This is a genomic window from Allobosea sp. 05L423, from assembly GCF_056397745.1.
Map to the genome: position 1 here is coordinate 41,223 of NZ_JBFTOA010000016.1, position 24,964 is coordinate 66,186.

Here is a 24,964-nt window from a genome sequence, read left to right on the forward strand (position 1 = left end):
GTATTGGCTCGCTTACTAATAGGGCGCGGCTAACACTTGCGTCGTGTTCGATTTTTATTTGATTTATTTAAAGATTAACGTCGATTTCAGTACATGAACGGTCCTGGCCCACCCCATGGGCCGAAATCGAAGGCGTCCTGGTTCATCACCGCGGTCATCTGGCGCTCGTCGGCCAGTTTCTGCGCGAAGACCATCTGGCGAAATTGGGCGTAAGCCGCCTGGTTGCCGAAGTAGACGCATTGGCAAACGACCGGATCGGCATAGACGTAGACGATTTGCGAGTCTTTCGCCTGTTGAACGAACTTGTTGGGGGGCAACTTCTTCATGGCCGCAATGCGCTGCGGCGTATTCGCGGGCTGTGGAACGAAGCCGGCCGCCGAGAGCAGGTCTTCCTTCTGCTGCACGGCCTGGGGCGTGGACTGGCAACCAGCCAAGGCCAGCCCGAAGCAAACGGCAAGGGCGGTGACGACGCGCGATGTCATGATATTCTCCTGATAAGGGCTAGACTCGGATCCGTTTGAGCGCCGGGCAAGCAGCGGGGCTTGCCGCGAGCGTGCCAGGTCGCATTGGCCGGGGGAAAAGCCTGGCATGGCCTCAGTCGCCAACGGCCGCGCCGAGCAGATAGTCCTTCTGCAAGGCCTGATCGGACGACGGGTAAAGCGTCTGGCATTCCGACCAATAGAAGGTCTTGGGTTGCCGATTGGCGGGATCGGCGCAGATCGCGGCGAGTTGCGCCTGTCTTGATTGCGCCGTCTGGCATCCGGCAAGAACAAGTCCGGCGATAAGCAACAAGCAGACAAATTGAACCGGTTTCATCTTGGGTTTGCCCTTGGGAGCCGACTAAATCGGGTTATGCGTACCGGGCCGTTGTGTTCGGCCCGGGCAGCTATCGATGAAGGCGGCCCTCTGCTGAAGTCCAACCGCGATCGGTGTCGAGCGCGCGTCGCCCCCCGGGCCCTGTCGTCGTCGCCTGGCAGGCAGGCTTTGAGCGCCGTGATCCAGCGCCAGGTTTAGCGGCAGACCCGTCGCCCATTGACGATCGCACAGCTGACCGGCGCCGGTCTCACCACCACGGCGGCCCTTGGAACAGCGCGTCGCGCGACGACGGCGCCGTTCGGGCCGGCGCATCCCGCTCTCACGACGCCCCGCGCGCAGACGACGGCGTTCGCATCCACCGGAATGACGATTACGGCCAGCCCGAACATGCCGGCCGCCAAGATTAGAGCTTTCATGAACGGTTCTCCTGCGAACGTCGCCTGGCCATCTCTCGCTAGCTCGCAGGAACTAGTCCTGCCATTTCGCGCCAAACGCGGCGGTTCAGCGTGGGCAGCTCGAATTCGGTCCCTCGCCGCGGGACATGCCGCTGTCCCTGTGTTGCCGCCTAAAAGTGGCAGGTTGAACTTTCATCATACGCATGAAGGTGCGGTTGAAGCTGCTGGCGCCGGTATAACCAAGGCGCAAGGCGATGTGCGAAATGCGCTCGCTGGTTTCGGCAAGCAGATGGCACGCTGTATCGAGACGCACGTCTATAACCAATTCTCTGTAAGTGGTTCCTCTCGCGGCGAGATGGCGCTGCAGTGAGCGTGCGCTCATTCCCAGTTGACTTGCGGTCCATTGCAGAGATGCGCCATTGTGCTGCAGTGACGCAGCGATCGCTGCTCGCACCGTGCATCGGGAGGGAAATTGGACAAGCTTCATAGCCACGCCGTGAAAGGTCGAAGCCTCTGCGTTCCCGTTCGAGTCATTGCGCCAGTCAAGGCCCAAAAGTATCGGCCGTCTGGCCATCAGCCGCCAAAATTAAACTGGAACGAGCATCACTTGGAGATGGCGGGGACAACGCATCTGCGCCACAGCGAAACATGCAGAATCTGACAGCGCGTCGTTGAGAGTCTGCGGTCTATCCTTTGCTCCGGTGGGGCAACAGCGCCGAAGCAAAGGATAGACAGCAAAACGATCGATTCCGCAGCCGGGGGGCAAAAAGCGTGGGCGGAATTCCCTTAATCCGTTGCCAGTTCCTAATTCCCTTCGCCGACGTCCACGACGAGATCGGAGCGCCCACCGACTCGCTGCTGACAAAGTTTCGGCTGCCGACATCTTTGGCTGAAAAAGCCAACCACTTTTTACCACTACTGCCCGCCGTCCGCTTCGTGGAAGCTGCGCAAAGATCGCAAGGCATTACGGATCTCGGGTTTCAGGCCTCGCAGCGGTTGCAGTTTTGCCATCTCAGCGAAAAGCTCAGGACAGTGATCGGATATTCCCCGACGCTGTTCGCCGCACTTCAGCAAATGTGCAAATGGGCGGCCTTTGAAGACACTGTTCTGAAGATGTGGCTCGAACGCTGCGATGATCACGTGAAGATTTGCAGCAGGCTGTTCGGGACCTCCGGAATAGCGCACCTGGAACACTCGCAGTGGCTTCAGAATGTGCTTCCCATTCACATTGTCCGACAGTTCGCCGGATCAAGCTGGGTTCCAGCAACAATCGCCTTCGAATCCCGGTATACCCCAAGCTCTGGGACTCGGTCGTTCTGGCCAAATACGCGCTTCCTGTCTGGGCAAAGAGCCTCGTGGATCGACGTGCCGATATCGCACTTGAGTCTTCCCAACGTGGCAAGCCAGGTGCTGACCGATCCGACCGACGACGAAGCCGGGCCGACCGGCAACGACATCATTGGCACGCTCAAGCTGATGTTGCCATCATACCTGGACGAACGAATCCCCATGGTCGCTGAAATCGCGGAGATGGCCCGCATGAGCGTCAGGAGTCTTCAACGGAAGCTCTCGGGCGCGGGCCTTACATATTCCGACCTGCTAGGCGCGGCCCGATTTGAAAACGCGGCCAAACTCCTGCGCGAGACGGACGCCAAGATTATCGAGGTCGCTTTCTCTTCCGGTTATACGGACCCTGCGCATTTTGCCCGCGCATTCCGCCGGATTTCCGGGGTTGCGCCACGGCAATATCGTGAGACGTGGAGACCGCAATAGGCGTGGTCATTCCTCTGCTATATGCTCAGCAACGGACGTAGGCTCTCAATTGGCGCGAGATGGCAATTTTAGCCGACGCAAGCCCGCTATGAGTTGGAGAGAGCAGCGTGGTTGTGCCGCCGCACGGCGGCGACGTTGTACAACTGGCAAACCGGGCTTCGCGGCGGTGTTATGGATGTTCTAGATGCAACCCCATGGGGGAGCGATTGGGCCTGGGGCCTGCCGCTGATCCTGCTGAATGTCATCATTCATGTCTTCGGCCTTGCGTTCATCTACGACGCGTTCACCTTTCTCTTGCGGGAGGTGACGGTTCGCCGCCGTTTCATGATCCGATTTGCCGAGGTCATGAGCGCCTCCGTGTTGCTGATCGTCGTTCTGCATGGTCTGGAGGCGATCACGTGGGCTGTCGCATACCTCTCTCTGGGCGCGGTGTCGGACAGCAAGACCGCGATGCTCTATTCGCTCGGCGCGATGACCGGATTCGGGGTTGGGAACATTTCCTTGCCGTCTCACTGGCAAATGATGGGCGTTCTGCAATCGCTCGCCGGACTGCTTCTGTTTGGCCTGACCACAGCGTTCATGTTCGCCATGTTCCAGGCGGTGTGGCCGTTGCAACAGCCGCCGGAGCGGGTAAATCCGCGGCGCGACAAAGATTCAAGCGCCGGCCGCGTTGATTGATACCCGTCCCCAACACCTTCAAGAAATTGAGCCACGGTGCGCGGCCCAACCCATTCAATGCGGCCACGGTCGATTGCAGCCAGAGAAGCAGCGGCGGAAGTGATCCGCAACAGGTGACACAAGCAGGGGGGGCGCGGGCGAATATGCGTGGCCTCGCTCGCCTTTGCCGGTTGAACGGGCGTCGGATTCGAGGCCTAATGTAACGCTGGACGGTGAAACCCGCATACGAACAGACAGAGCTGCGACGACCTCATCTCCTGCCAGACAGGACAGAGAATTGTGAGATTGCTTGCGCGCCTATTCCAGAGATTACTCATTTTCTGCCTGGGCGCATTCAGCGTCTGGCTGATAGTCTTCGTCGTATTCGATACGGCGGACCACAGACTTCCATGGATCCTAGCAGTAAGCTTCACTTACGGGCTGGCAGCCTATGTCATTTTGCCAATCGTGGTCCGAATGGGGCTGAAGGTTCTCCATCGGAGACTTATCCCTAGATACACGATCACCGGAGATGGCTTGCCCGGCGATCCGGTAAACCTCGTCCTCATCGGCACCCTTCAACAACTCTGCGATGCGTTTGCGACGGCCGGCTGGTCAACAGCCGATCGTTTGGGAATCGCGAGTTCGTGGCGAATGATACGCGCGTTTTTACTCAACTCCCCGTATCCCACAGCTCCCTTCAGCTCCCTCTATCTCTTTGGACGGAGGCAGGACATAGGTTTCCAAGAGCCCATCAACAACAGCCCGCGCAAGCGCCATCACGTCCGTTTCTGGGCGTTGAGCCTCGCCCACTCGGAGGACGATATGGCAGCGGCGAGCTTCTGGTTGAACACGGATAAACCGTCGACCGATCAGCGCGTGCTTTGGGTCGGGGCGGGAACCAGAGACACCGGCCTATCACTGGCCCGACTAACGCTCCAAGTGACCCATGCGACCGATTCAGACACGAATGCGGAACGCAACTACGTCGTCGCCCAGTTAACGGCAAATCGGGTGATCGGGGATGTCGCATTGCACCAATCCGGATCACGGTTGCAGACCGGAAAGGTTAACCACTACATTACCGATGGCGAGATCGCGTTCGCCAGCCTGATGGAAAATTGAACAAGGATCTGTACGACCGCTACTCTCGCTCGGATTCGGGGATCTGCGCTGGGAATCGGCGGGCACCGAAGCCGGCAGTCGAGCTCGAAACCGCATGTGCGACGAAGGCCGATGAGAATTACACGACCAGCGACGTTCTGGCTCGCGGTCTCTGCGCTCGCGTTGGTTACGCTGGTGCTGTTGCGCCAAATCCTGCTGCCGTTCGTGGTCGGTACGTTGCTCGCATACCTGCTCGTTCCAGTGGTCGACAGGCTGGAGCGGCTCGGGATTAGCCGTTCCCTTGCGGCTCTGGCCGTGTTCCTCCCGCTGGTCGCGGCTCTTGTCGCCTTTCTGCTCGTGATGCTCCCGGCCATCATTGGCGAGCTCAGATTTTTCGTTGAGGAGTTCCCCGGCTACGTCACAAGACTCCAGTCGCTCATGAGCGATGCAAGCCGCCCCTGGCTGCGCAGTGTCATGGGCGACGAACTCCACATCGAGCAATCCACCGCCGAAATCGCGAAGACGATGGGCAGCAACTGGCTCGATGGCGTCCTTCGCTCGTTGTGGTCGAGTGGACTGGCCTTGATTTCCCTTCTTTCGCTCATCGTCGTCACGCCGATCATCGCCGTCTATCTCGCAATTGACTGGCAAAAAATGATGGCGACGGTCGATGGCTGGTTCCCCCCGGCATACCGCGACGATATGCGGGCGCTTGGGCGTGAAATCCACGATACGGTCGCTGGCTTCGTGCGCGGGCAGGTCGTCATCTGTCTCGTTCTTGCCGTGCTTTATGCGACGGCTCTGAAAATGACAGGGCTCAACCATGCCATTTTGATAGGAGTGACCGCAGGCCTCATCAGTTTTGTTCCCTATTTCGGGGCCGCCACCGGGTGCTTAGTTGCGGCCTGCGTTGCAATGGCCCAATTCTGGCCGAATTGGGCACCCGTCGCTGTGGTGGGCGGCATCTTCGTCGTCGGAGAAATGCTTGCCGATTATGTGCTGTCGCCGCGCTTCATCGGCCGCCGCGTCAACCTCAACCCGGTATGGATGATGTTTGCGCTGTTCGCCTTTGGATGGCTGTTCGGCTTCATCGGCGTGTTGTTGGCGATACCTCTCGCGGCATCGCTGGGCGTGATCCTGCGGTTTGCGCGGCGTCAGTCTCTGGTTAGGTCGTAGCCTCATGAGTGCGAAGCGGGACACGATCTTGGAGGCCTGACTCGCGCTGGTTCCCAGCCGCTGGGCCGCGCCCGCGAAACTGCCGACTTCGAGCATCGCGACGAACATGCGATCACAATCGAGACGTTCCACGTCCTGCACCTCACCATAACGGCCCGGCCGCATGGCCACCGCGAGAAGACGCGACGGACCGGAGCCCGTCGTCCGCGCATGCAGCGCCGCACAAGCTCGAGCCATAGCCGCAACCGGCACCGACAAGAAACGTTTCCGCGGTCGGCGCGCTGTCGCTTCTTGCGCGGCGGACGGATGACCGGACCTCCAACGCGTCCTTTGCATAAGGAGTGGATCGGAGTTTAGAGCGGGTGTAATCGTGTACTCACACGATCGGAGGCCAGTGTCATGAGATTGAGGACGGTGCTGGCCGGAATCGCGCTTGCAGGCGTGGCTGCGCTGGCGGGCGTCGGTCTGTATGCCTATCGTTCAGCTCTGCCCGCGATAGCGGCGGCCGAACGGCCCGCCGCCGACGCGGCGACCATCGAGAAAGGGCGTGTGCTCGCCTCTGCGGGCTACTGCGCGACCTGCCATACCGCCAAGGGCGGGCAGCCCTTCGCGGGCGACTATCCGATGGTCACGGGTTTCGGCACGATCTACGCGTCGAACATCACGCCAGACCCTGAAACCGGCATCGGGACATGGTCGCCCGCCGCCTTCCGCCGCGCGATGCATGACGGCGTCGCGCGCGACGGGTCTCACCTCTTTCCCGCCTTCCCCTTCGATCATTTCACCAAGATGACGGACGAAGATGTCGATGCGATCTATGCCTATCTGATGGCCCGCGTCGCACCGGTAAAGCAGGTGACGAGGACGAGCGAACTGCCGTTCCCGCTCAACCTGCGCATTCTGCAGGCCGGGTGGAAGCTGCTCTTCGTGGATTTCGGCCGCTACCGGCCCGACCCTACCCGGTCGGCGCAATGGAACCGCGGCGCTTATCTCGCCGAGGGCGTGGCGCATTGCGGGGCCTGCCACACGCCGCGCAACCCTCTGGGTGCCGAAAAAAAGGGCGAACGCTTTGCCGGAGCCGACATCGACAACTGGACCGCGCCGGCACTGACCGCCGCGAACCCTTCCGCGGTGCCGTGGAGCGCGGCGTCCTTCGCGCGCTATCTGGAAACCGGCGCCGGTATCTATCACGGCGTTGCGGCGGGGCCCATGGGGCCCGTCCATGTCGGGCTGCGCGAACTGCCGAAGGCCGATATCGAGGCTATCGGCACCTATCTCGGTGCGGCACTTCCAGCTCCTCCAGCCGATCCCGCCAAGATTCCGGCGGTGGCGGCGAGCCTCGCGGCGGCCCGGCCGGATCCCGCCTATCGCAAGGACCGCGGCGAGCGGCTCTACCTCACCGCCTGCGCCTCCTGCCATTACAATTCGGAGAAGGTCGTCGCCGGCCGGCCGGAGCTCGGCATCAACACGTCGACGCGACTGCCGGACCCGACCAACCTGATCCACGTCATCCTCGACGGGATCGGCGCGCAGGACGGCACGTCAGGCATCGTGATGCCGGCATTCCGGGATGCGCTCTCGAACGACGATGTCGCAGCCGTCGCGAGCTACCTTCGCGAGAAGCGGGCCGGGCTCGCGCCCTGGCCCGATCTCGCGGCAAAGGTCGGCCGCGTGCGCGCCGAAGCAACCGGACATTGACGGAAGCAGCAGCATGATCGCCTTCACCATCAATGGACGCGCCGTCAGGGTCGACATCGAAGCCGATGTGCCCCTGCTCTGGGTCATCCGCGACGAGATCGGCTTGACCGGAACCAAGTTCGGCTGCGGCATCGGCATGTGCGGTGCCTGCACCGTCCTCGTCGGCGGCAGGGCGACGCGCTCCTGCATCACCCCCGTCGGGGACGTGGCCGGGGCGGAGGTCACGACGATCGAGGGGCTCGATCCGAAGGGCGACCATCCGGTCCAGCAGGCCTGGCGGCACCTGCGCGTGCCGCAATGCGGCTACTGCCAGTCCGGCCAGATCATGCAGGCTGCCGCCTTCCTGAAAGACATGCCCAATCCCACCGACGACGACATCGACGCCGTGATGACGGGAAATCTCTGCCGCTGCATGACCTATAACCGCATTCGTGCCGCCGTCCGGGAAGCGGCCGCCGCCCTGCGCGGGGAGAAAAACCATGGCTGACGGCCTCGTCCTGCATTCCCGCGGACCCAGCGCCATGGAGCCGAGTCGCCGCGGCTTTCTGGTCACGATGGCCGCGGCGGGCGCCGTCTTCGGCTTTCCCCAGCAAGGTCTTGCGGCAATGGACCCGGCGGTTGCCGGCGGCACGCCGATGCAGGCCGCAGGTGCCCGGTTCGAGCCGACCATCTGGTACTGGATCGATACGCGCGGGCGCGTGAACGTCAATGTCATCCGCGCCGAGATGGGCCAGCATGTCGGCACTGCGATCGCCCGCATCCTCGCCGACGAGCTCGGCGCGAAATGGGACGATGTCAGTATCGAACACGTCGACAGCGCCGCCAAATGGGGGCTGATGGTGACCGGTGGAAGCTGGTCGGTCTGGCAGAGTTGGCCGGTCTACCGACAGGCCGGCGCAGCGGGGCGCGTCGCCCTCGCCGCGAGGGCGGCCGAGCTCTGGGGCATCGACCCCGCCGCGGTCACGGTCGTTGATGGTCTGATCTCCGGTGGAGGACGCAGCGCGAGCTTCGGAGAGATCGTCGCACTGGGAATCTCGCGCAGCTTCACCGAGGCCGAGCTGAAGGCGCTGCCCCTGAAGCCCCATGCGGAGCTCAAGCTGGTCGGGCGGGACGTGACCGCGCTCGACATCGCCGGCAAGACAACCGGGCAGGCCATCTATGGAATCGACGCCAAGGTCGAGAGCATGCTGCATGCGGCGCCGCTCCTGCCGCCGACGCGCTACGGCTCGCGGATCGTGCGGATCGACGACGGCGCGGCAAAGTCGATCAAGGGGTACCGACAGACGCTTTCCCTCGATGATCCGTCGGGCACCACGCCCGGCTGGGGCATGGTCATCGCCGACAGCCTGTGGGCCGCACATAAAGCGGCAGCCGCGATCAGGGTCGAGTGGGAGGCTGGAGAAGCCGCACGGGTCGGCGAGGCCGATATTCAGAACCACGCCCGTGCCCTGATCGCGGACGAGACGACCGGCGCGCTACTCGAAACCGGCGACAACGACGTGGCCCCGTTCTTCGCGCGCGCCGCCGACACGGTCGAGGCCGAGTATACCACCGCCACGGTGCTGCATTTCCAGCTCGAGCCCGTGAACGCGCTCGCCTTCCGCAATAGCGAGGGAATCTGGGAGATCCATAGCGGCAACCAGTGGCAGTCGCTGGCCCTGCCCTGGCTGGAAAAGGCGCTCGGCGTCGCGCCCGGCGGCGTGGTCATGCGTTCCTACATGTTGGGGGGCGGCTTCGGGCGCCGGCTGAATGGCGACTATACAGTGCCGGTCGCACTGGCTTCGAAGGCCCTCGGCGGCAAGCCGGTAAAGATGGTGATGACGCGGCCGCAGGACCTGCTCTTCGACAGCCCGCGCTCGCCCTCGGTGCAGCGCCTGCGCATGGCTTTCGACAAAGAGCGGAACGTCATCGCGATGGACACGGCCGTGGCTGCCGGCTGGCCGACCAAGGCGATGATTCCGGGCTTCATGCCCAAGGGCGTGAACGGCGTGCCCTACGACCCGTTCGCGAGCGACGGCGCTGATCACTGGTACTCCGTAGGCGCCCAGCGTGTCCGGGCCATCTCGAACGATCTCGCGGAAAGCACCTTCCGGCCCGGCTGGCTCCGGTCGGTCTCGCCCGGCTGGATCAACTGGGCGGTCGAGAGCTTCATGCACGAGGCTGCCGTCAAGGCCGGGAAGGATCCGGTGCAGTTCCGCCTCGGGCTGCTGAAGGCGGAAGGGCGCAATGCCGGCTCAGCGCCGGATGCTGTCGGGGGAGCGGCGCGGCAAGCGCAAGTGCTGGTGCGCGTTGCAGAACTCTCCGGCTACGGTAAGGGCAAGCCGGCCGCCGACAGCGCGATCGGCATAGCAACAAGCTACGGTCAGGCGCGATCGATGCCGACCTGGGTTGCCTGTGCCGTCCAGCTCCATGTCGACCGCAAGAGCGGACATGTCGACGTGCAGAAGATCTGGCTCGTCGTCGATTGCGGCATCGTGGTCGATCCGGACGGCGCGCATGCGCAATGTGAGGGCGCGGCGCTCTGGGGCCTGTCGATGGCGCTCTGCGAGGGGACCGAGTTCGAGAACGGACAGGTGCGCGATCGTAATCTCGACAGCTATACGCCGTTGCGCATGGTCGACACGCCCGAGGTCGTCGTCGAGTTCGTCGAGAGCACGGAGGTGCCGGTGGGGCTGGGCGAGCCAGGCACGACCGTGATTGCGCCGGCGATCGGCAACGCGATCTTCGAGGCCGTCGGCGTCAGGCTGCGGCATCTGCCAATCACGCCGGACGCCATCCTCTCGGCGCTGGCCCGCTCCCGTTCCTGAGGAGTGTCCGACACCCGGCGAGCCGAAGTCGGCTATGCCGATGCCGCGACGTTGCGGTCACTTTTGCGGAAGCGGCTGGGTCGCGGCGTCCGGGAGCTGCGGACCGTCACGCAGTAACGAAGAGTCGCTTGGATGCTCGTCCGGCGGATAGTGAGTTGCGCCAGATCCGGAAGCTGGGCCGGTGCCGAAAGCGGACGTTGGCTGATATCCAGACAGGAGCTCCACAATTAGTCGTGGCGGCTGTCAAAGCCGCAAGCCGACAGCAACGATCTCAATATGAGCCAGGCGCTCAAGCCACCTGCCACCAGGGCAGCCGGCGCGCGATCCGCCCCTTGCCGCTGATCACAACGCAGTCCTTGTAGTTCAGCGCATTAAAGAAGACGATTGGTCGAAGGGCTAAACAACTGGCTCCTGAGCGATCAACCGGAACTGCTCCATTCGTCGTCGCCAAGCAGGCAGGCTACAAGCCCCGCAGCGAGTCGCCGAGCGGTCTTGCACGAGACCCTGAATCTGCTGCCTGTACATTACGAACTGGCTAGCCCCTCCACGAAGTCGCATGAACGCTAACTGTGACCGCGCCATCACAGCGCTGGGCGGATGCGGCCAGAGCGGAGTTAAAGTGTTGCTCTACCTGGGCTGATCAGCAAAGCTCGTCTATGGGAGGACTTGTCATGCGTGCGCCCAATACCTCAGAGGCCTCAATGGCCCGCATCCACGGCGTTTTGATCCGGACGGTTATCGTGCTTGCTCTAGCCGCGGTTGTGGTGCTGCCGATGGCTATTCGCTGACAGCTATCTGCCGCGCCGCGCTCCCGAACGAAAAAAGCCCCCCAGCCGGAGCTGGCAGCGCCGATCTCATGCCGCGTCGGACTGTCTGTATCGGTCGATCGCCCGGCGGGTCAGATCGTCTTCGTCTTCGGCGACATGCGCCAGCGCGGCAATGATGTAGGCCAGTTTGGTGCGCTCGCGTCCATCGCATGGATTTGGAATGGGCAATCTGACTTCGTCCCATGCGGCATCCAAGGCCGCCTGCGCGCGGGCGAGGTCAACAGGGTCACTCAGCGATGAGAACGGCATAACTCCCACCTCCGTAAGAAAACCGGATGGGGGCACGCTAGCGCGCTGCCACGGCATGGCAATGTCAAATGCTAAGCCCGGCCCCTTTTCGGAGACCGGGCCGAGCTTCGTGCGGACGTCATGTCGAGCTGATGTCCGTCAGGTCCCGACATTGCCGAATGATGAGGGCAGTGTCCGCGATGGCTCGTGAGCTGGCTCTCCCGCCAGCTCCCTGGCTTCTCTCCGAAGTCGGAGCGGTGGCCGCTGGCGGGGTCCGCGCCGGGCATTTGAAGGATCGAGTGCCCGGCATTCGCATCAGCGGCCAGTTTTTTGAGCAGCTCGCGCCAGCAGTCAATCAGACCGGCCTTTTGCGTTCTTGATCTGATCCATGACCTGATCGAGGTTGTAGCTCGCCGGGTCCTGCATGGGCGGGAAGTCCCTGTAGGAAAGGAGTTCCTTCATCCACAGCGCCTGGCCGATCGGCAACATGTTCCAATCGTAGACATAGGCGGTGGAAGGTGAGCCGATCGTGCCGCCCATGCCCATGAGCGTCTTGTATTGCGAGCCGATCGAGGTTTCGAAGGGATCACGCTTGATATTGACGACCTGGGCCCAGTGGAAGGGCTGCACGCCCGAGATGAAGCCGGCCGGCGAGTCGGACACCATCGCGAAGTAGATCTTCCAGTTCTTGTAGCGCACCGCCGACGGGTCCTTGCCGGAATAGTAGAAGAACGTGTCGCGCGCCGATTTGTCAGACCGCCCGAGAAGATATTCGGTCTGGTCGAAGCCATCGAGCTTGGTCTTGACGATGCCCGGATAGTTGCCGGCCATGATGCGCTGGTTCAGCGCATCGCCCTTGTCTCCGCCCGCGAGGTTGACGAGCGTCGGCAGCCAATCGAGCGCTGCGAAAATGTCGTTCTTGACGGTGCCCGCCCGGATGCCGCCGGCTGGCCAGCGGACGAGAAGTGGCGCGCGCATGCCGCCTTCCCAGGTGCTCAGCTTGCCGCCCTTGAAGGGCGTTGTGCCGCCGTCCGGGAAGGTGATCGTCTCGGCGCCATTATCGGTGGTGAAGACGACGATCGTGTTGTTGAGCTGGCCCATATCCTCGAGCTTCTTCAGCACGACGCCGATATTGTCATCCAGCTGCTTCATGCCGGCCTCGTTGAGGCCCCAGTCCTTGCCGCCGGGCTCGCCGATCATGGCCTCGTATTTCGGCGAAAGCACGGTGGTGATGTGCATGCGCGCCGGGTTGTACCAGGCGAAGAACGGCTTGTTGGTTCGTCTCGGGTCGTTGCGCTCCAGGAAGTCGACCACCTTGGCGGAGATTTCCTCGTCCACGGTCTTCGAGCGTTCCAAGGTCAGCGGACCTTCGTCGCGGCAGGTCTGATTGGCCGCCGTGCCGTTGGAGGATGTGCAGAACATCACGGGACGTGGCGGCGTCAGGCAAACCGAGGTTCGCGGATCCACCGCACCGGGAACCGGAGGAAGACCCGGGATCGTCGTGTTGATGCATGGCGGAGCCACACTCTGCTGGGTCGGGCTCTTGTTGATGTCGGGGAAACTTACGCCCTGCATCGCATCGAGGTGATACAGGTAGCCCCAGAATTCCTGGAAACCGTGCGCGGTCGGCAGCGCATCGGTGTGGTCTCCGAGATGGTTCTTGCCGAACTCGCCGGTGTTGTAGCCGAGGTCGAGCAGGAATTTGGCCAGCGCCGGGGTTCCAGGCCGCAGATAGGACGGGCTGCCCGGCAGTTGCGGCGGGATCATGCCCGTCCGCAGCGGGTGCATGCCGGTGAAGAAGGCGTTGCGGCCGGCCGTGCAGCTCTGCTCGGCGTAGTAGTGCGTGAAGAGCGCGCCTTCGCTGCCGATCCGGTCGATATTGGGAGTTTCCCCGACCATCAGGCCCCGATGGTAGATGCTCGGCTGCATGATGCCGATGTCATCGCCCATAATGAACAGGATGTTCGGTCGCGCGGACGCCTGAGCTGGCGTTGGCGCTGGCGCTTGGGCCGGGGCTTGCGCGACGGCCGGCGTCAACGCTGCGGCACCGATGAGCGCGGTGGCGCCCAGCAGGCCGGCACGGGTTCGCCCGCACCAGCAACAGAACGCGCGCTGCAAGTCGTCTTTGATGTCAGAAAGTCGACGCATCTCGTTTTTAGCTGCCATTTTCATCTCCAACATTTGCTGAATGCAAGGTTTGATGAATGCAGGCGTCTTCGATAAGCGCGAAAAAGCCTTCCCGCAGATCTCGAGTTGAGCTGCCGAAGTAGGCATTTGATTTATATTTCAACTTACTCAGGACGAGCGGGCGGATTTAAATTCAGGGGGCAAATTAATCGAAGGATACTCGATATAACGTAGCAACCATCCGCCAGAAGACTATATAGAGCATTCCGGCATCAATGTGAAATGAATTCGAATTCGATCAATGCCGTTACATCACATCCGTATCTCGTGCCTGATCGGCGGTAGAGGAAGGGAGCCGCACCTGCGAGGCGGGGCCCGCACAACTCCCACCCTCGTAAGGATACCGGACGGGGAAATTAGCGCGCTGCCACGGCATGGCAATGTCAAATGCTAAGCTCGACCCCTCTCGGAGACCGGGCCGGTAATGTTGACTCCCGACCCCATTGAGACACTCGACGCAGTCGATAATCGCTACTCACTGATTACGGACTTGATTGCGCAAGAGTTGACTGAACAAATATCGCGCCACCCGAGCAAGGCGGGGCGGTATAATAGAAAAAGAAATGGGGATCGCTAATAAGAATTCGCGCACTTTAATGAAAATACTCACATGAAACCTTGTAACTCCAAATTACTTCCAGTAGAATGTATCTCGAACAAGGTCTTTCCGTAGCGGTCCGCGCCGGCTGGTCGATTTTTTGGCGCCGCGATGATACCTTTGGCATCGACTGTCGCGCTGAGATTTCCATTAGCCGAAATATATAGCCCATCGCCATTCTTATTAATTCCGCCAGAATCGGACATTAGGCGATCACCCGGATCCGGACATGCCAGGCCGGGTCTAAAGCGGCCTTTTCATGCGCGGGCGCTCAACTTTGCCTGAACTCAAACTCAAGCGGCCCTGCCTTCCTTTGGCACCATCGGACTGCGATTGTGTGGGCCATGATGCGTGGAAAGGCACGTTACCTCTTGAGATTAGGGGGCATTGCGCTCTTCAGTTTCGGCCTGAACAGCGGAGTTCAGAGCGAACCAGGCAGTGGATTGCGTACGTCACCGGGTGTCCTTGTCGATCCGCTGCGATACGGACCGGGCGGCATCTACGCGAAAATTCCCCCTCGGGATGAATTCGGGCGGGACCAACGCGCGATGTTTCGCGCATGGAATCCGGATCCACTGGCAAATCACGAGGCGAACCTTCGCGCCATCCGACCAATCCTCGCCAAGGTGGTACGGAAGGCGCAAGCTGACAATCCAGGGCTGCGCTTCGTGATTGGTTCCGGGAGACGTGACCGCAAACAGCAACGCATGGCGGTTGCCTGGGGCTGGTCCATGACACGTGCCAGTTCGCACCGGTCGGGCAAGGCAGTGGACCTATGGCCGCTCGATCAGACGGGACAGATCATCTTCGATCCGGAAGTTCAGAACCGGATTGCTGACGCGCTGGAGCAGGCCGGACGTGAATTGGGCGTATCGCTCCGATGGGGTGGTCATTTCCACGGCTACAAGCACATGGACCGCTCGCATTTCGAGCTCGTCTCGCCGTAGCGCCGGCAAGCGGTGATCGGCGCAGCCGTCGCCGGCCCCTAATCCCGGCAGCGCACCGAGCGCCAGAAGAATATTTTCCAGAAGCTGTTTGGGCCCTGAGGTTCAGTAATTCAACCAAGCTCATTATTTTCATGGGCCGCGTTCAGGCTGCGCCAGGAGCGAACTTGCCTCTCAGCCCGAAAGCGGACCTCCGATTGGTGGCTTTGTGCCGCCAAAAGCGAGCCAGCTCGGAGTTTGGACTTTTGCGCAGACTTGCCTCTGGTCCGACGGCATGCAGGGGCCGCATTTAACGACCTGAACAGCGGGGCAAGCGATCAATCGCGCTTGGAAGAGCCCTCAGAAAAGACTTCCTGAGCAAACAGTCGATTCTCGCGATCGCGCCACCATAAATCAAACCAGCATCGCAATTCGTCCATCCGAGCCGAACTCGCAATTTCGCGCTTGACATGGGGCTCGCGCGGTATGATTTTTATAGCATACGTTGTCTGCTATAAGAATACAAATGGCTGTTCGCTCCCTCTCCTCCACGCTCAAGACGCTCGCGGTCTGCGATATTGTCGCGGCTTCGCCGAAGCCGCTGCGGCTGGCCGATGTCGTGCGGGCCAGCGGCGATGCGCGGGCGGTCGTCTATCAGCGGCTGCGGACGCTGGTGGAGGCCGGCCTGCTCGACCAGACCGAGGACGGCGCCTTCCGGCTGGCGCTGCGCTTCCAGTTCTATGCGGTACGCGCGCTGGAGCAGGCCAATCTCGGCGAGCGCAGCAGCGAGTTGCTCCAGGGCATCGTCAATGAAAGCGGCGAGACCGCCACGATTTCCGTCGCCGATGGCTATCACGCCGTCATCATCAACCGCGTCGAGTCCCGGCAGGTTCTGCGGGCCGATCTGCGCGTGGGCGCCAAGCTGACGCTCGGCGGCAGCGCCTCGGGCGCCGTGTTGGTCGCCTTCGGTTCGGAGGAGATGCGCGAGAGCCTGCGCCAGCAGGGCGTCACGCTACCGCCGGAAGCCGAATTGCAGGCGGTCCGCGAGCGGGGCTATGCCGTCTTCGCGCCAACCGACCCACATTTCGTCGCCGCCGTCGCCGCCCCCGTCTTCGACGCCGCGCGCCAATGCGTGGCGGTGCTCGCTATCTCCGGCCCGATCTTCCGCTTCGACCACGACCGCTGTGGCCCCATCGTCGTCGCCGGCGCACGGCGCCTCAGCGCGCAGTTTGGACATTCCTGACATGACGGTTTCCGCCCTTCTCGCCACGGAAGGCCCGCTGCTGCCGCATGCGCTGATGCGCGGCCCAGAGGAACTGATGCGGCCGGAGCGGCTTGCCGCCATCCAGCCCTCGCGCGTCAGCGCCTCGCGCAACCTGATCGCGCGGGCGTCGCGCCAGCGCTGGACGATCACGCAAAAGGCCTTCGATATCGACGAGAAGGGCCGCGGCCACGCGCGCTATGCGATCGAGGCAGGGTGCTCGCGCTTCTCCTTCCCGATCTTCTCCTTCGAGCCCTCGGCGCGCGAACGCACCGGGCGCATCATCGGCCGCGCCTGGGACATGATGGGCGCCCTTGTCGAAGGTGAGATGTCGGCGGCGGCAATCGCAGCGCTTCAGGGCGAATTGCCGAAGCTCTACGAAGGGCGCGCTACGCCCGACACCCTGACCTGGGCGCGCTCGAACCGCTCGGGTCGCCTGTTCGACCTCGCGGTCAATGCCCTGGCCAGGGGCGAGCAACCGGCCGTGGAAGCGTTAGGTGGCACCTGCTACCTGATGCGCAACACCGGCATCGACGGCAACGGCACGTTCGGGACCAAGTCCTTCCTGGCCTATGAGAAGGATCACCCCCTGCGCGCCTCGCTTCAGGCGCAGATGCTGACCGCCTATATGATGCGGGTCTTCGCGCTCGATCTGGTCCAGCACTTCGCCCGACTGCACGGGGGAGCGAAAGCGGTCGGCTTCGCGCCGGAGCTCGCCCGCTTCCTCGGCGTCGGCAACGGCTCGGCGCTCGGCCTGATGTTCTTCGTCAACAACCATCCGCGCCTGATCAACCAGTGGCTGACAATCCGCGAGACGGCCATCGCCCATGGCAAACTGGTACCAGTGGGACTGGACGCAGCGCCGCTGCGGACGCTCGCGGCCCTGCTGGACAAGGCAATTCTGGCGCGCCAGCAGGACCGGTCCGAATACGAGTCCTTCACGCCGAGCCTGCAGGTCGCTGAGGACTTAATCGTCATTCGCCGCGAGCTCGAAGCGCTGATCGGGCGCGTCCAGGCCGGCGAGTCGGAGGCTGCGCCGCTCGTCGCCTTCACGGCCTCGCTGAACGGCCGCGTCCATGACGAAGCCTTCGAGACGCTGCTCTCGCTCGTGATCGAGCTGGTTCCGGATGTCGCCGACAGCCTGTCGGAAACGCTGATCCTCGACGAGGAGCTGACCGGGCGGCCGGAAATGCGGCTCGGGCGGCTGCGCGAGATCGTCCGCAGCGACTATCGCTGGGCCTTCGACCTCGACCTCACCTCCGAGCGCTCGCAGCGTTACGTCTGGTACAAATCGCGCACCGCCGAGGAGCCGCGGCGCGGACCGCGCGAGGAAATCGGCGAAGCCCATAATCTCGGCCTCGACCTGCCCCGGCTGATCGTCGCCCTGGATCGCGACCTGCGCGAGGCCAATCCGCAAACCAGCGTCGCCCGCTTCCTGCTCCAGCACCCGGAGCATCGACTCGTCGCTACGCGCGTCCAGGCGCTGGCCGGGCTGCCGTTCCATTCGCCGCATGCCGACATCATGAGCGAGGATTTCGTGCCGGCGCAGATCACCCGCCTGCTGAATGTCGGCATCCACGGCATCGACAAGGCGCGCGACTTCCTCAACCGCAACCTGCGCGGCGTGATCTTCCATGGCGCGCCGACACCGGCCGATCTGGCGGCAGGAACGGCCGATCCCCACTGGTTCTATCCTTCGGAGCCCCGCACATGACGGAGCTGCGCCTCACCCTGCGCGAGATGCGCCTGATCATCGAACGCATAGTCCAGGCGGCAGGCGTCACGCCGGGCCTGCTCTTCGCCGCGCGCGATGCCGCGGTGGTGTCGGCGGTCCTGCCTGTCGCAGGCTTTGCGAACCTCTCAACGGAAATCGCCGCGCTGGCCGCTTCGACCGCAAAGCCCGCGAGGCTGAGCGAAGGCGAGGACGGCGTCCTGCACGTCGATGTCGCCGGCCAGCATCCCTGGCTCGTCGCCGAGGCCCTGCTCGATCTCGCGGTCGAGCGGTTCCGGCTGACGGGGCGTGGCGAGGTTCTGGCACGCGGTGCCGTGAGCCCGCGCGAGTTCGGCGTGGTCAAGGGGCTCGCCGAAAAGCATGGCCTCGCAGCGACCTGCTCCGCGACGGCGGATGGCATGCTCCTGCAAATCCGGCCGCGCCCGGCACAGGCCATAAGTCTGCTCGATCGCATCCGGTACGAAGGCTGCACCGTCGAAGCCGGCCTGTGGTGGCCGCTCTATCACGCCTCGCATGCGGCACTGGCTCCCGATTCCTTCGAGAGCCGCCGCCATGCCGGCACCATCCGCGTCGAAGCCGATGGCCGCATCATCGGCCGCAACGACGAGGACGAGACCGATCTCGCCATGCTCGCCGCCGACCCCTCGCGGCTGCACCCCGCTTCCATCCCGTAAAGGTTCCAACCGATGCTGATCGACGGCTTGCAATGCGGCTTCTATGGCCGCGACGTGTTCGAGGAGCTGAAGGCGGGCGGCTTCACTTGCGTCACGCCGACGCTGGGCTTCTGGGAAGGTGCGATCGAATCCTTCGACGCGATCGGCAAATGGCGCGACATGGCGCGCGCCAACAGCGACCTCGTCACCATCGCGCTCAAGACCGACGACATCCTCGCAGCCAATCGCGACGGCAAGACCGCGCTGCTGCTCGGCTATCAGAACACCAACCTGCTCGACGGCCGCATCCGCTATGTCGAGCTCTTCGCCGATCTCGGCGTCCGCGTCCTGCAACTGACCTACAATAACCAGAACGATATCGGCTCGAGCTGCTACGAGGCGATCGATCCCGGCCTCTCCCGCTTCGGCCGCGAGGTCGTGCGCGAGATGAACCAGTGCGGCATGCTGGTCGATTGCTCGCATGTCGGCGACCGGACGACACTCGACGCCATCGAATGCTCGCATAAGCCGATCGCGATTACCCACGCCAACCCTTCGTCGGTGTTCCCGCACAAGCGCAACAAGAGCGACGAGGTGATCAAGGCCCTGGCCGCGAAGGGCGGCATCATCGGCTGCGCCGCCTATCGCAACATCACGCCGGTCGAGGCCTGCGATCGCGTCGACGCCTGGGCCGAAATGGTGGCGCGGACCGTCGACATCGCCGGTATCGACCATGTCGGCCTCGGCACCGATTTCAGCCACCACACCAGCCAGACCTATCTCGATTGGATGCGCAAGGGGCGCTGGACGCGGACAGCCCAGTACGGCGCGGGCTCCGCGACCAATACCGCTCCGAGCGAGAAACCGGCCTGGCTCAAGAAGATCAGCGGCCTCGCCGCCGTGGCGCCGGCGCTGGCGAAACAAGGCTTCAACCCGGAAGAAGTCGAGAAAATCACCTCCGGGAATTGGCTGCGGGTCTATCGCGCGGCGTTCGGCTGAGAGGAGAGAACCATGAGCGGCGACTACGCTTCGAGCCTACGGCTCTCACGACGGAAACTGCTCGTTGCCGCAGGCGCGGGCAGCTTGTCCATGCCCTTCGTCCATCGCGCCCGCGCGGCGGAAGCGATCTATGTCAACACTTGGGGCGGCCCTTGGGAGGAGGCGGCGCGCGCCGTGCTCTTCGATCCCTTCACGCAGGCGACGGGGATCGAGATCAAGACGATCGCCCCGGTCTCCTTCGCCAAGCTCGCGGCGCAGGTGCGCACCGGCGTCTATGAGTTCGACGTGACGACGCTCGGCGTCTCGGAGCTCGCCCGCGCCAATCACGCCAATCTTCTCGACAAATATGACGAGAGCAAAATCCCGGCCGCATCGCTCTGGCCCGGCGCGGTGACGCTCAACGGCGTCAATTCGCACGCCTTCGCCAACATCATCGCCTATCGCAAGGACAAGTTCCCCACAGGCGGCCCGAAGAACTGGGCCGAGTTCTGGGACACGAACAGGTTTCCGGGCTCGCGCTGCCTGCAGAACTACCCCGCCCGCGTCCTCGCCTTCGCGCTGATGGCGGACGGTGTCGCCCCGGCCGATCTCTTTCCCTACGACCTCGACCGCGCCTTCAAGTCGTTGGACCGGATCAAGAAGGATGTCCGCGTCTGGTGGAGCCAGAGCCCGCAATCCCAGCAATTGCTGCGGGACGGCGAGATCGAGCTGATCGGCATGTGGAACACCAGCGCCCAGCAGCTCATCGACCAGAAGGTGCCGATCGCGCTGAACTACGACCAGGCGGTGATCGACGTCGCGGCCTGGGTCGTCGCACGCGGCACGCCGCGGACGCGCAATGCCTGGCGCTTCATCGAGTTCGCCGTGCAGCCGGAGCGGCTGGCGCAGTTCGCCCAGCGCAACAATTACGGCCCGATGAACCCGGCCTCGTTCAAGAGCCTGCCGCCGGATGTGGTCGCGCGCATGCCGACCTCGCCGGAGAATCTGGCCAAGGCCGTCGTCCTGAACGCCGAAAAGCTCGGCCCGCAATTCGACGTCATGGCGAAGCGTTTCGAGCAATGGCTGTCGAGCTGACGCGCCCCGCGCTCGCGGCCGAGGCGTCCGCGCTCCCTGCGCGGGCGCCTCTGGCTGCGCTCCTGCGCCCGCCCTTCATCCTCTATGTGCCGGCAGCGCTGTTCCTCACCGCCTTCTTTCTCGTCCCGCTCGGCCTCGTCGTCTGGACGAGCGTCAGCGACCCGGAATTCGGCTTCGGCAACTACACCACATTCTTCGCCTCGCGCTACGACCTCGCCGTGCTGGCGCGGACCTTCCAGACCGCCTTCGTGGTCACGCTCGCGAGCCTCGTCTTCGCCTACCCGATCGCCTACGTCGCGGCCCGGCGCGGCGGCGCCGTCGGCGGCTTCCTGCTCGGCGTCGTGGCACTCAGCTTCTGGACCAGCTTCCTGGTGCGGACCTATGCCTGGATGGTGATCCTCGGAGCCAAGGGGCCGGTCGTCGGGCTCTTGACGGCGCTAGGCGTCAGCCCGCCCCCTCGCCTGCTCTTCACCACCTTCGCCGCCACCTTCGCGATGGCGCATATGCTCGTGCCCTTCATGGTGCTCGCGCTCTATGCCGTGATGAAGCGGATCGACGAGAGCTACATGCGCGCCGCTGCAAGCCTCGGCGCCCGGCCCCTGCGAGCCTTCCTCACGGTCTATTTCCCGCAGAGCCTGCCCGGCGTGGTCAACGGCGCGACACTCGTCTTCATCACCTGCCTCGGCTTCTACGTGACGCCGACCCTGATCGGCAGCCCGCAGGACAAGATGATCGCCGGACGGATCGGGCAGGAGATCGAGCAATTGCTCGATTTCGGCGCGGCCTCGGCGACCTCGATGATCCTGCTCGCCGCCGCGCTCGCGCTGTTTGCGCTTTACGATCGCTTTTTCGGCATCGACAGGATGTGGAGGTAGCATGTCCCGCTCCACGATCGTCCTGGCGGTTCTGGTCGCGATCCTGCTCGCGGGGCCGATGTTCATCGTTGTGCCGATGTCGTTCAGCACGGCGCCCTCACTCGAATTCCCGCCGCCGGGCTTCTGGCTCGGCTATTACCGGCGCTTCTTCTCCGATCCGAACTGGACCGGGCCGCTATTCAACAGCTTCGCCATCGGCTTCGGGACCATGGTGCTGGCGATGCTATTCGGGGCGCCCGCCTCCTTCGCGCTGATGCGGCATCGTTTCCGATTCCGCGGCGTCTTCCGGATGCTCGTGCTTTCGCCACTGATCGTCCCGCATATCGTGATGGCGCTCGGCTACTACAGCTATTTCGGCTCGCTCGGACTGGTGCAGAGCATGACCGGAGTCATCCTCGCCCACACCTGCCTGACCATCCCCGTGGTGGTGCTGACGCTGACCTCGGCACTCGCCAATTTCGACCGCCGGGTCGAGAATGCGGCCGCCGGCCTGGGCGCGCGCCCGCTCACCACCTTCCGGCTGGTGACCTTCCCGATCCTGCGCCCGGCCTTCCTGGTCGCGGCCTTGTTCGCCTTCATCCATTCCTTCGACGAGACCGTGATCGCGATCTTCATCTCGGGCCGCGACAGCGCGACCCTGCCGCGGCAGATGTTCAACAGCTTCCAGATGGAGGCGGACCCGGCGATCTCCGCCGCCTCCTCGCTGCTGCTCGCCGCCGTGCTTGTCGTCATCGGCGCGCGCTGGGCCGCGCGCCTCGTCAAACCACAGCCTGCCCGCGCGAAAGCCTAGGACAGATCATGAAGAACGCCCGCGCCCTCTCCCTGCGTGCCCTGTCGAAGAGCTACCTTGCCGGCCAGAACGCCGTCGACAGCATCGATCTGGAAATCAAGCCCGGCGAGTTCGTCTCCTTCCTCGGCCCGTCCGGCTCCGGCAAGACGACGACCCTGATGATGATTGCCGGCTTCGCCAAGCCGAGCAGCGGCGAGATCGCGATCGGCGGGCGCAGGATCGGCAGCGTCGAGCCCTATGATCGCAATATTGGCATGGTCTTCCAGAACTACGCCCTGTTTCCCCATATGAGCGTCACTGACAATGTCGGCTTTCCCTTGCGGATGCGCCATGTCCCGAAAGCACAGGCCGCGAAACGCGTCACGCAGGCGCTCGCGATGGTCGGCCTCGCCGATTTCTCCGGCCGCAAGCCGGCCGAGCTCTCCGGCGGGCAGCAGCAGCGCGTCGCGCTGGCGCGGGCGCTCGTCTTCGAGCCTGATGTCGTGCTGCTCGACGAGCCGCTCGGCGCACTCGACAAGGCGCTGCGCGAGCAGATGCAGATCGAGCTAAAGCGCATCCATCGCGAGCTCGGAGTGACCATGGTCTATGTCACGCATGACCAGGGCGAGGCGATGGCGATGTCGGACCGCATCGCAGTGTTCAACCGCGGGCGGATCGAGCAGGTCGGTAGCCCGGCCGAGGTCTATGCCAGGCCGCAGACGCGCTTCGTCGCCTCCTTCATCGGCGACAGCAATCTCATCGGAGGCGTTGTTGCCCGCGACGGAATTGTCGAGCTGGCCTGCTTCGGCCCGGTCGCGACCGGCCGCAGCGATCTCGCCGCGGGCTCACCGGTTGACGTGCTCGTGCGGCCCGAGATCATTCGGCTCTCCAAGGGAGGCGCGTTACCTGACGGCTTCGCTTTCACCGTCGACGAGATCGTGAATTACGGAGACAGCTTCCTGATCATCGGCAAGAGTGGTGGACAGGAGCTGCGCGCCCGCGTGCCAGGCCTAGATATGCCCGCGCTCTCCCGGGGGGAGCGTTGCGGTATCAGTTGGCCCAAAGAGCGTGTTCACGTCGTTCCAAGATGATCTCAGTCCGGCAGAGCCCGGAGACCGACGCCTGAGGTCATGCTGAAGTTATCCGATACGCACCAGTTCCGGACATTGGCCAACAGCCGGAAAGCGGATGTTGGCGGGCGCTCGCCATCGCCGTCTGCTGGCGGCCTTAGCGGACCCTCGAAGCGGATTGATCAGCTGTTGAAGCTCCGACCTCATCATGGCCAGACAGGTATGCCGTCCAGCCCCGTGGTTTCTGGCAGGCCGCAGATCAGATTCGCATTCTGTACCGCCTGACCTGCCGCTCCCTTGCCGAGATTGTCGACCACGCCCATCGCGATCACCAGGTTGCGCTCCGGATCGGCCGCATAACTGACGAACGCGAGGTTCGAGCCGGTCGCCCATTTGGTCTGCGGCGGCTTTTCGGTCACGCGGACGAACGCCCGCCCAGCGTAAAAGTGCCGGGCCGCTTCCAAGCACTGGCCCGTGGTGGCGCGGCCGCGGCAGTAAATGGTGGCGAGTATGCCGCGGGTCATCGGCACCAAGTGTGGTGTAAACACCAGCCCGGCCGCGCTGCCGTCACTCAACCGCTCGATCGTCTTGGCAATCTCGGGCATGTGGACGTGCTTAAGCAGGCCGTAAGGCATCAAGTTCTCGTTGCTCTCAGCGTAGCCGAACTTGCTGTCGCCGCCCCGGCCGGCACCAGAGATGCCCGTCTTGACGTCGATCACGATGTTGCTGGGCTCGATCAGCTTGTTGACCAGCAGCGGCGCCAGCGCGTTCAGCGTCGCTGCAGGGAAGCAGCCGGGGTTGGCTATGCGGGTCTGACCGCCGATCTGGGCGGGCCAGACGTCGGCGAGGCCGTACGCCCAACCCTCGACGTAGCGGTGGTCGCCGCCGATATCGACGATCTTCACGCTCTTGGGGACGCGCGCCAGCGCCTCGGCCGAGGTGCCCGTGGGAAGCGACGCGAACAGTACGTCGAGCTTCGGCAAAGTCACAGGGTCCCACTTCTCGATCACCAGTTCGGCCAGCTTGGCCGGCACACCGGGGAAGCGATCCACTAGCCGGCTGCCGGCGCTGCTCTCGCCCGCAGCGTAGACCAGTTCGTAAGACGGGTGGCTCGCGATCAAGCGCATCGCTTCGCCGCCGCCGAAGCCACTGATTCCGACAATGCCGACGCGAATGCTCATGGTGATGTCCTTCTGAGTTTGGGCAAAAGAAAACCCCCGGAGCCGAGGGCTGCGGAGGTTCAGGAACGCGGGCCGGGGCCGCTTCGGCGGATGAAATCTACGGTGAGGCAGTCATCATGCGGAAGGACGCTGATCGGCGCGCAGCCCGAGGAGCCGCCGCT

The 24,964-nt window shown here is 63.5% G+C and carries 23 protein-coding genes; 16 read left to right on the plus strand and 7 right to left on the minus strand.

Features of this window, described 5'->3' with window-relative positions:
- Positions 1–86: 86 nt before the first annotated feature.
- From AC1DNE_RS24210 to AC1DNE_RS24225, 4 genes are all read right to left on the minus strand, one after another.
- A complete protein-coding gene (locus tag AC1DNE_RS24210) occupies positions 87–482 on the minus strand; it encodes a hypothetical protein (RefSeq protein WP_441473169.1) in 396 nt (131 codons plus the stop codon).
- 112 nt (positions 483–594) lie between these two features.
- Complete coding sequence (locus AC1DNE_RS24215) at positions 595–816, minus strand: hypothetical protein (RefSeq protein WP_441473170.1); 222 nt, start codon at positions 814–816, stop codon at positions 595–597.
- Positions 817–1,010: 194 nt separating this feature from the next.
- Complete coding sequence (locus AC1DNE_RS24220) at positions 1,011–1,232, minus strand: hypothetical protein (RefSeq protein ID WP_476765749.1); 222 nt, start codon at positions 1,230–1,232, stop codon at positions 1,011–1,013.
- An 85-nt stretch (positions 1,233–1,317) separates the two neighbouring features.
- Positions 1,318–1,785 (minus strand): helix-turn-helix domain-containing protein, encoded by a 468-nt coding sequence (locus tag AC1DNE_RS24225; protein ID WP_441473171.1) that lies wholly within the window; start codon positions 1,783–1,785, stop codon positions 1,318–1,320.
- Between the two features lie 197 nt (positions 1,786–1,982).
- Between AC1DNE_RS24225 and AC1DNE_RS24230 the strand changes: the two genes are divergently transcribed.
- The 7 genes from AC1DNE_RS24230 (at position 1,983) to AC1DNE_RS24260 (ending at position 10,426) form a co-directional block, all read left to right on the plus strand.
- On the plus strand, positions 1,983–2,984 hold the full coding sequence (locus AC1DNE_RS24230; protein WP_441473172.1) for an AraC family transcriptional regulator: 1,002 nt from the start codon (positions 1,983–1,985) through the stop codon (positions 2,982–2,984).
- 111 nt (positions 2,985–3,095) lie between these two features.
- A complete protein-coding gene (locus AC1DNE_RS24235) occupies positions 3,096–3,662 on the plus strand; it encodes a hypothetical protein (protein WP_441473173.1) in 567 nt (188 codons plus the stop codon).
- A 279-nt stretch (positions 3,663–3,941) separates the two neighbouring features.
- Entirely contained in the window at positions 3,942–4,766 is an 825-nt protein-coding gene (locus AC1DNE_RS24240; protein WP_441473174.1) for an LssY C-terminal domain-containing protein, read from the plus strand.
- 111 nt (positions 4,767–4,877) lie between these two features.
- A complete protein-coding gene (locus tag AC1DNE_RS24245) occupies positions 4,878–5,921 on the plus strand; it encodes an AI-2E family transporter (protein WP_441473175.1) in 1,044 nt (347 codons plus the stop codon).
- Between the two features lie 399 nt (positions 5,922–6,320).
- A complete protein-coding gene (locus tag AC1DNE_RS24250) occupies positions 6,321–7,619 on the plus strand; it encodes a cytochrome c (RefSeq protein ID WP_441473176.1) in 1,299 nt (432 codons plus the stop codon).
- A gap of 13 nt (positions 7,620–7,632) precedes the next feature.
- A complete protein-coding gene (locus tag AC1DNE_RS24255; RefSeq protein ID WP_441473177.1) occupies positions 7,633–8,106 on the plus strand; it encodes a (2Fe-2S)-binding protein in 474 nt (157 codons plus the stop codon).
- Positions 8,099–10,426 carry a xanthine dehydrogenase family protein molybdopterin-binding subunit gene (locus tag AC1DNE_RS24260; protein WP_441473178.1) on the plus strand — a complete coding sequence of 776 codons (2,328 nt, stop codon included), beginning with the start codon at positions 8,099–8,101 and terminating at the stop codon, positions 10,424–10,426. Before AC1DNE_RS24255 ends, AC1DNE_RS24260 begins: the two co-directional genes overlap by 8 nt.
- 854 nt (positions 10,427–11,280) lie before the next feature.
- On the opposite strand, the gene AC1DNE_RS24265 is transcribed toward AC1DNE_RS24260, so the two are convergent.
- Together AC1DNE_RS24265 and AC1DNE_RS24270 are read right to left on the minus strand one after the other, a co-directional pair.
- Positions 11,281–11,502 carry a hypothetical protein gene (locus tag AC1DNE_RS24265; protein WP_441473179.1) on the minus strand — a complete coding sequence of 74 codons (222 nt, stop codon included), beginning with the start codon at positions 11,500–11,502 and terminating at the stop codon, positions 11,281–11,283.
- 330 nt (positions 11,503–11,832) lie between these two features.
- Positions 11,833–13,629 (minus strand): arylsulfatase, encoded by a 1,797-nt coding sequence (locus tag AC1DNE_RS24270; protein WP_441473217.1) that lies wholly within the window; start codon positions 13,627–13,629, stop codon positions 11,833–11,835.
- 981 nt (positions 13,630–14,610) lie between these two features.
- On the opposite strand from AC1DNE_RS24270, the gene AC1DNE_RS24275 reads away from it, so the two are divergent.
- From AC1DNE_RS24275 to AC1DNE_RS24315, 9 genes are all read left to right on the plus strand, one after another.
- The gene (locus tag AC1DNE_RS24275) at positions 14,611–15,213 is read left to right on the plus strand and encodes a M15 family metallopeptidase (protein ID WP_441473180.1); all 603 of its coding nucleotides are present in this window, start codon (positions 14,611–14,613) and stop codon (positions 15,211–15,213) included.
- A 502-nt stretch (positions 15,214–15,715) separates the two neighbouring features.
- Positions 15,716–16,432, plus strand: coding sequence for an IclR family transcriptional regulator (locus AC1DNE_RS24280; RefSeq protein WP_441473181.1), 717 nt, complete (start codon positions 15,716–15,718; stop codon positions 16,430–16,432).
- Position 16,433: 1 nt separating this feature from the next.
- On the plus strand, positions 16,434–18,164 hold the full coding sequence (locus tag AC1DNE_RS24285; RefSeq protein ID WP_441473182.1) for a hypothetical protein: 1,731 nt from the start codon (positions 16,434–16,436) through the stop codon (positions 18,162–18,164).
- The gene (locus tag AC1DNE_RS24290) at positions 18,161–18,856 is read left to right on the plus strand and encodes a hypothetical protein (protein WP_441473183.1); all 696 of its coding nucleotides are present in this window, start codon (positions 18,161–18,163) and stop codon (positions 18,854–18,856) included. Before AC1DNE_RS24285 ends, AC1DNE_RS24290 begins: the two co-directional genes overlap by 4 nt.
- A 12-nt stretch (positions 18,857–18,868) precedes the next feature.
- Entirely contained in the window at positions 18,869–19,834 is a 966-nt protein-coding gene (locus AC1DNE_RS24295; protein WP_441473184.1) for a dipeptidase, read from the plus strand.
- Between the two features lie 12 nt (positions 19,835–19,846).
- Positions 19,847–20,908 (plus strand): ABC transporter substrate-binding protein, encoded by a 1,062-nt coding sequence (locus AC1DNE_RS24300; RefSeq protein ID WP_441473185.1) that lies wholly within the window; start codon positions 19,847–19,849, stop codon positions 20,906–20,908.
- Positions 20,893–21,783, plus strand: a complete 891-nt coding sequence (locus AC1DNE_RS24305) for an ABC transporter permease (protein WP_441473186.1) — start codon at positions 20,893–20,895, stop codon at positions 21,781–21,783. Before AC1DNE_RS24300 ends, AC1DNE_RS24305 begins: the two co-directional genes overlap by 16 nt.
- Position 21,784: 1 nt before the next feature.
- Entirely contained in the window at positions 21,785–22,573 is a 789-nt protein-coding gene (locus tag AC1DNE_RS24310; RefSeq protein WP_441473187.1) for an ABC transporter permease, read from the plus strand.
- An 8-nt stretch (positions 22,574–22,581) separates the two neighbouring features.
- The gene (locus tag AC1DNE_RS24315; RefSeq protein WP_441473188.1) at positions 22,582–23,643 is read left to right on the plus strand and encodes an ABC transporter ATP-binding protein; all 1,062 of its coding nucleotides are present in this window, start codon (positions 22,582–22,584) and stop codon (positions 23,641–23,643) included.
- 185 nt (positions 23,644–23,828) lie between these two features.
- Here AC1DNE_RS24315 and argC read toward each other — a convergent pair whose 3' ends face one another.
- On the minus strand, positions 23,829–24,803 hold the full coding sequence (gene argC, locus AC1DNE_RS24320) for an N-acetyl-gamma-glutamyl-phosphate reductase (RefSeq protein WP_441473189.1): 975 nt from the start codon (positions 24,801–24,803) through the stop codon (positions 23,829–23,831).
- Positions 24,804–24,964 lie beyond the last annotated feature (161 nt).

Bases quoted from the DNA above. Each gene is read 5' to 3' on its own strand.
- AC1DNE_RS24280 (WP_441473181.1), top strand. From the start codon at position 15,716: ATGGCTGTTCGCTCCCTCTCCTCCACGCTCAAGACGCTCGCGGTCTGC.
- AC1DNE_RS24310 (WP_441473187.1), top strand. From the start codon at position 21,785: ATGTCCCGCTCCACGATCGTCCTGGCGGTTCTGGTCGCGATCCTGCTC.
- AC1DNE_RS24270 (WP_441473217.1), bottom strand. From the start codon at position 13,629: ATGCGTCGACTTTCTGACATCAAAGACGACTTGCAGCGCGCGTTCTGT.
- AC1DNE_RS24215 (WP_441473170.1), bottom strand. From the start codon at position 816: ATGAAACCGGTTCAATTTGTCTGCTTGTTGCTTATCGCCGGACTTGTT.
- AC1DNE_RS24275 (WP_441473180.1), top strand. From the start codon at position 14,611: ATGATGCGTGGAAAGGCACGTTACCTCTTGAGATTAGGGGGCATTGCG.
- AC1DNE_RS24285 (WP_441473182.1), top strand. From the start codon at position 16,434: ATGACGGTTTCCGCCCTTCTCGCCACGGAAGGCCCGCTGCTGCCGCAT.
- AC1DNE_RS24210 (WP_441473169.1), bottom strand. From the start codon at position 482: ATGACATCGCGCGTCGTCACCGCCCTTGCCGTTTGCTTCGGGCTGGCC.
- AC1DNE_RS24290 (WP_441473183.1), top strand. From the start codon at position 18,161: ATGACGGAGCTGCGCCTCACCCTGCGCGAGATGCGCCTGATCATCGAA.
- AC1DNE_RS24250 (WP_441473176.1), top strand. From the start codon at position 6,321: ATGAGATTGAGGACGGTGCTGGCCGGAATCGCGCTTGCAGGCGTGGCT.
- argC (WP_441473189.1), bottom strand. From the start codon at position 24,803: ATGAGCATTCGCGTCGGCATTGTCGGAATCAGTGGCTTCGGCGGCGGC.
- AC1DNE_RS24260 (WP_441473178.1), top strand. From the start codon at position 8,099: ATGGCTGACGGCCTCGTCCTGCATTCCCGCGGACCCAGCGCCATGGAG.
- AC1DNE_RS24255 (WP_441473177.1), top strand. From the start codon at position 7,633: ATGATCGCCTTCACCATCAATGGACGCGCCGTCAGGGTCGACATCGAA.
- AC1DNE_RS24265 (WP_441473179.1), bottom strand. From the start codon at position 11,502: ATGCCGTTCTCATCGCTGAGTGACCCTGTTGACCTCGCCCGCGCGCAG.
- AC1DNE_RS24295 (WP_441473184.1), top strand. From the start codon at position 18,869: ATGCTGATCGACGGCTTGCAATGCGGCTTCTATGGCCGCGACGTGTTC.
- AC1DNE_RS24305 (WP_441473186.1), top strand. From the start codon at position 20,893: ATGGCTGTCGAGCTGACGCGCCCCGCGCTCGCGGCCGAGGCGTCCGCG.
- AC1DNE_RS24225 (WP_441473171.1), bottom strand. From the start codon at position 1,785: ATGGCCAGACGGCCGATACTTTTGGGCCTTGACTGGCGCAATGACTCG.
- AC1DNE_RS24245 (WP_441473175.1), top strand. From the start codon at position 4,878: ATGAGAATTACACGACCAGCGACGTTCTGGCTCGCGGTCTCTGCGCTC.
- AC1DNE_RS24300 (WP_441473185.1), top strand. From the start codon at position 19,847: ATGAGCGGCGACTACGCTTCGAGCCTACGGCTCTCACGACGGAAACTG.
- AC1DNE_RS24220 (WP_476765749.1), bottom strand. From the start codon at position 1,232: ATGAAAGCTCTAATCTTGGCGGCCGGCATGTTCGGGCTGGCCGTAATC.
- AC1DNE_RS24315 (WP_441473188.1), top strand. From the start codon at position 22,582: ATGAAGAACGCCCGCGCCCTCTCCCTGCGTGCCCTGTCGAAGAGCTAC.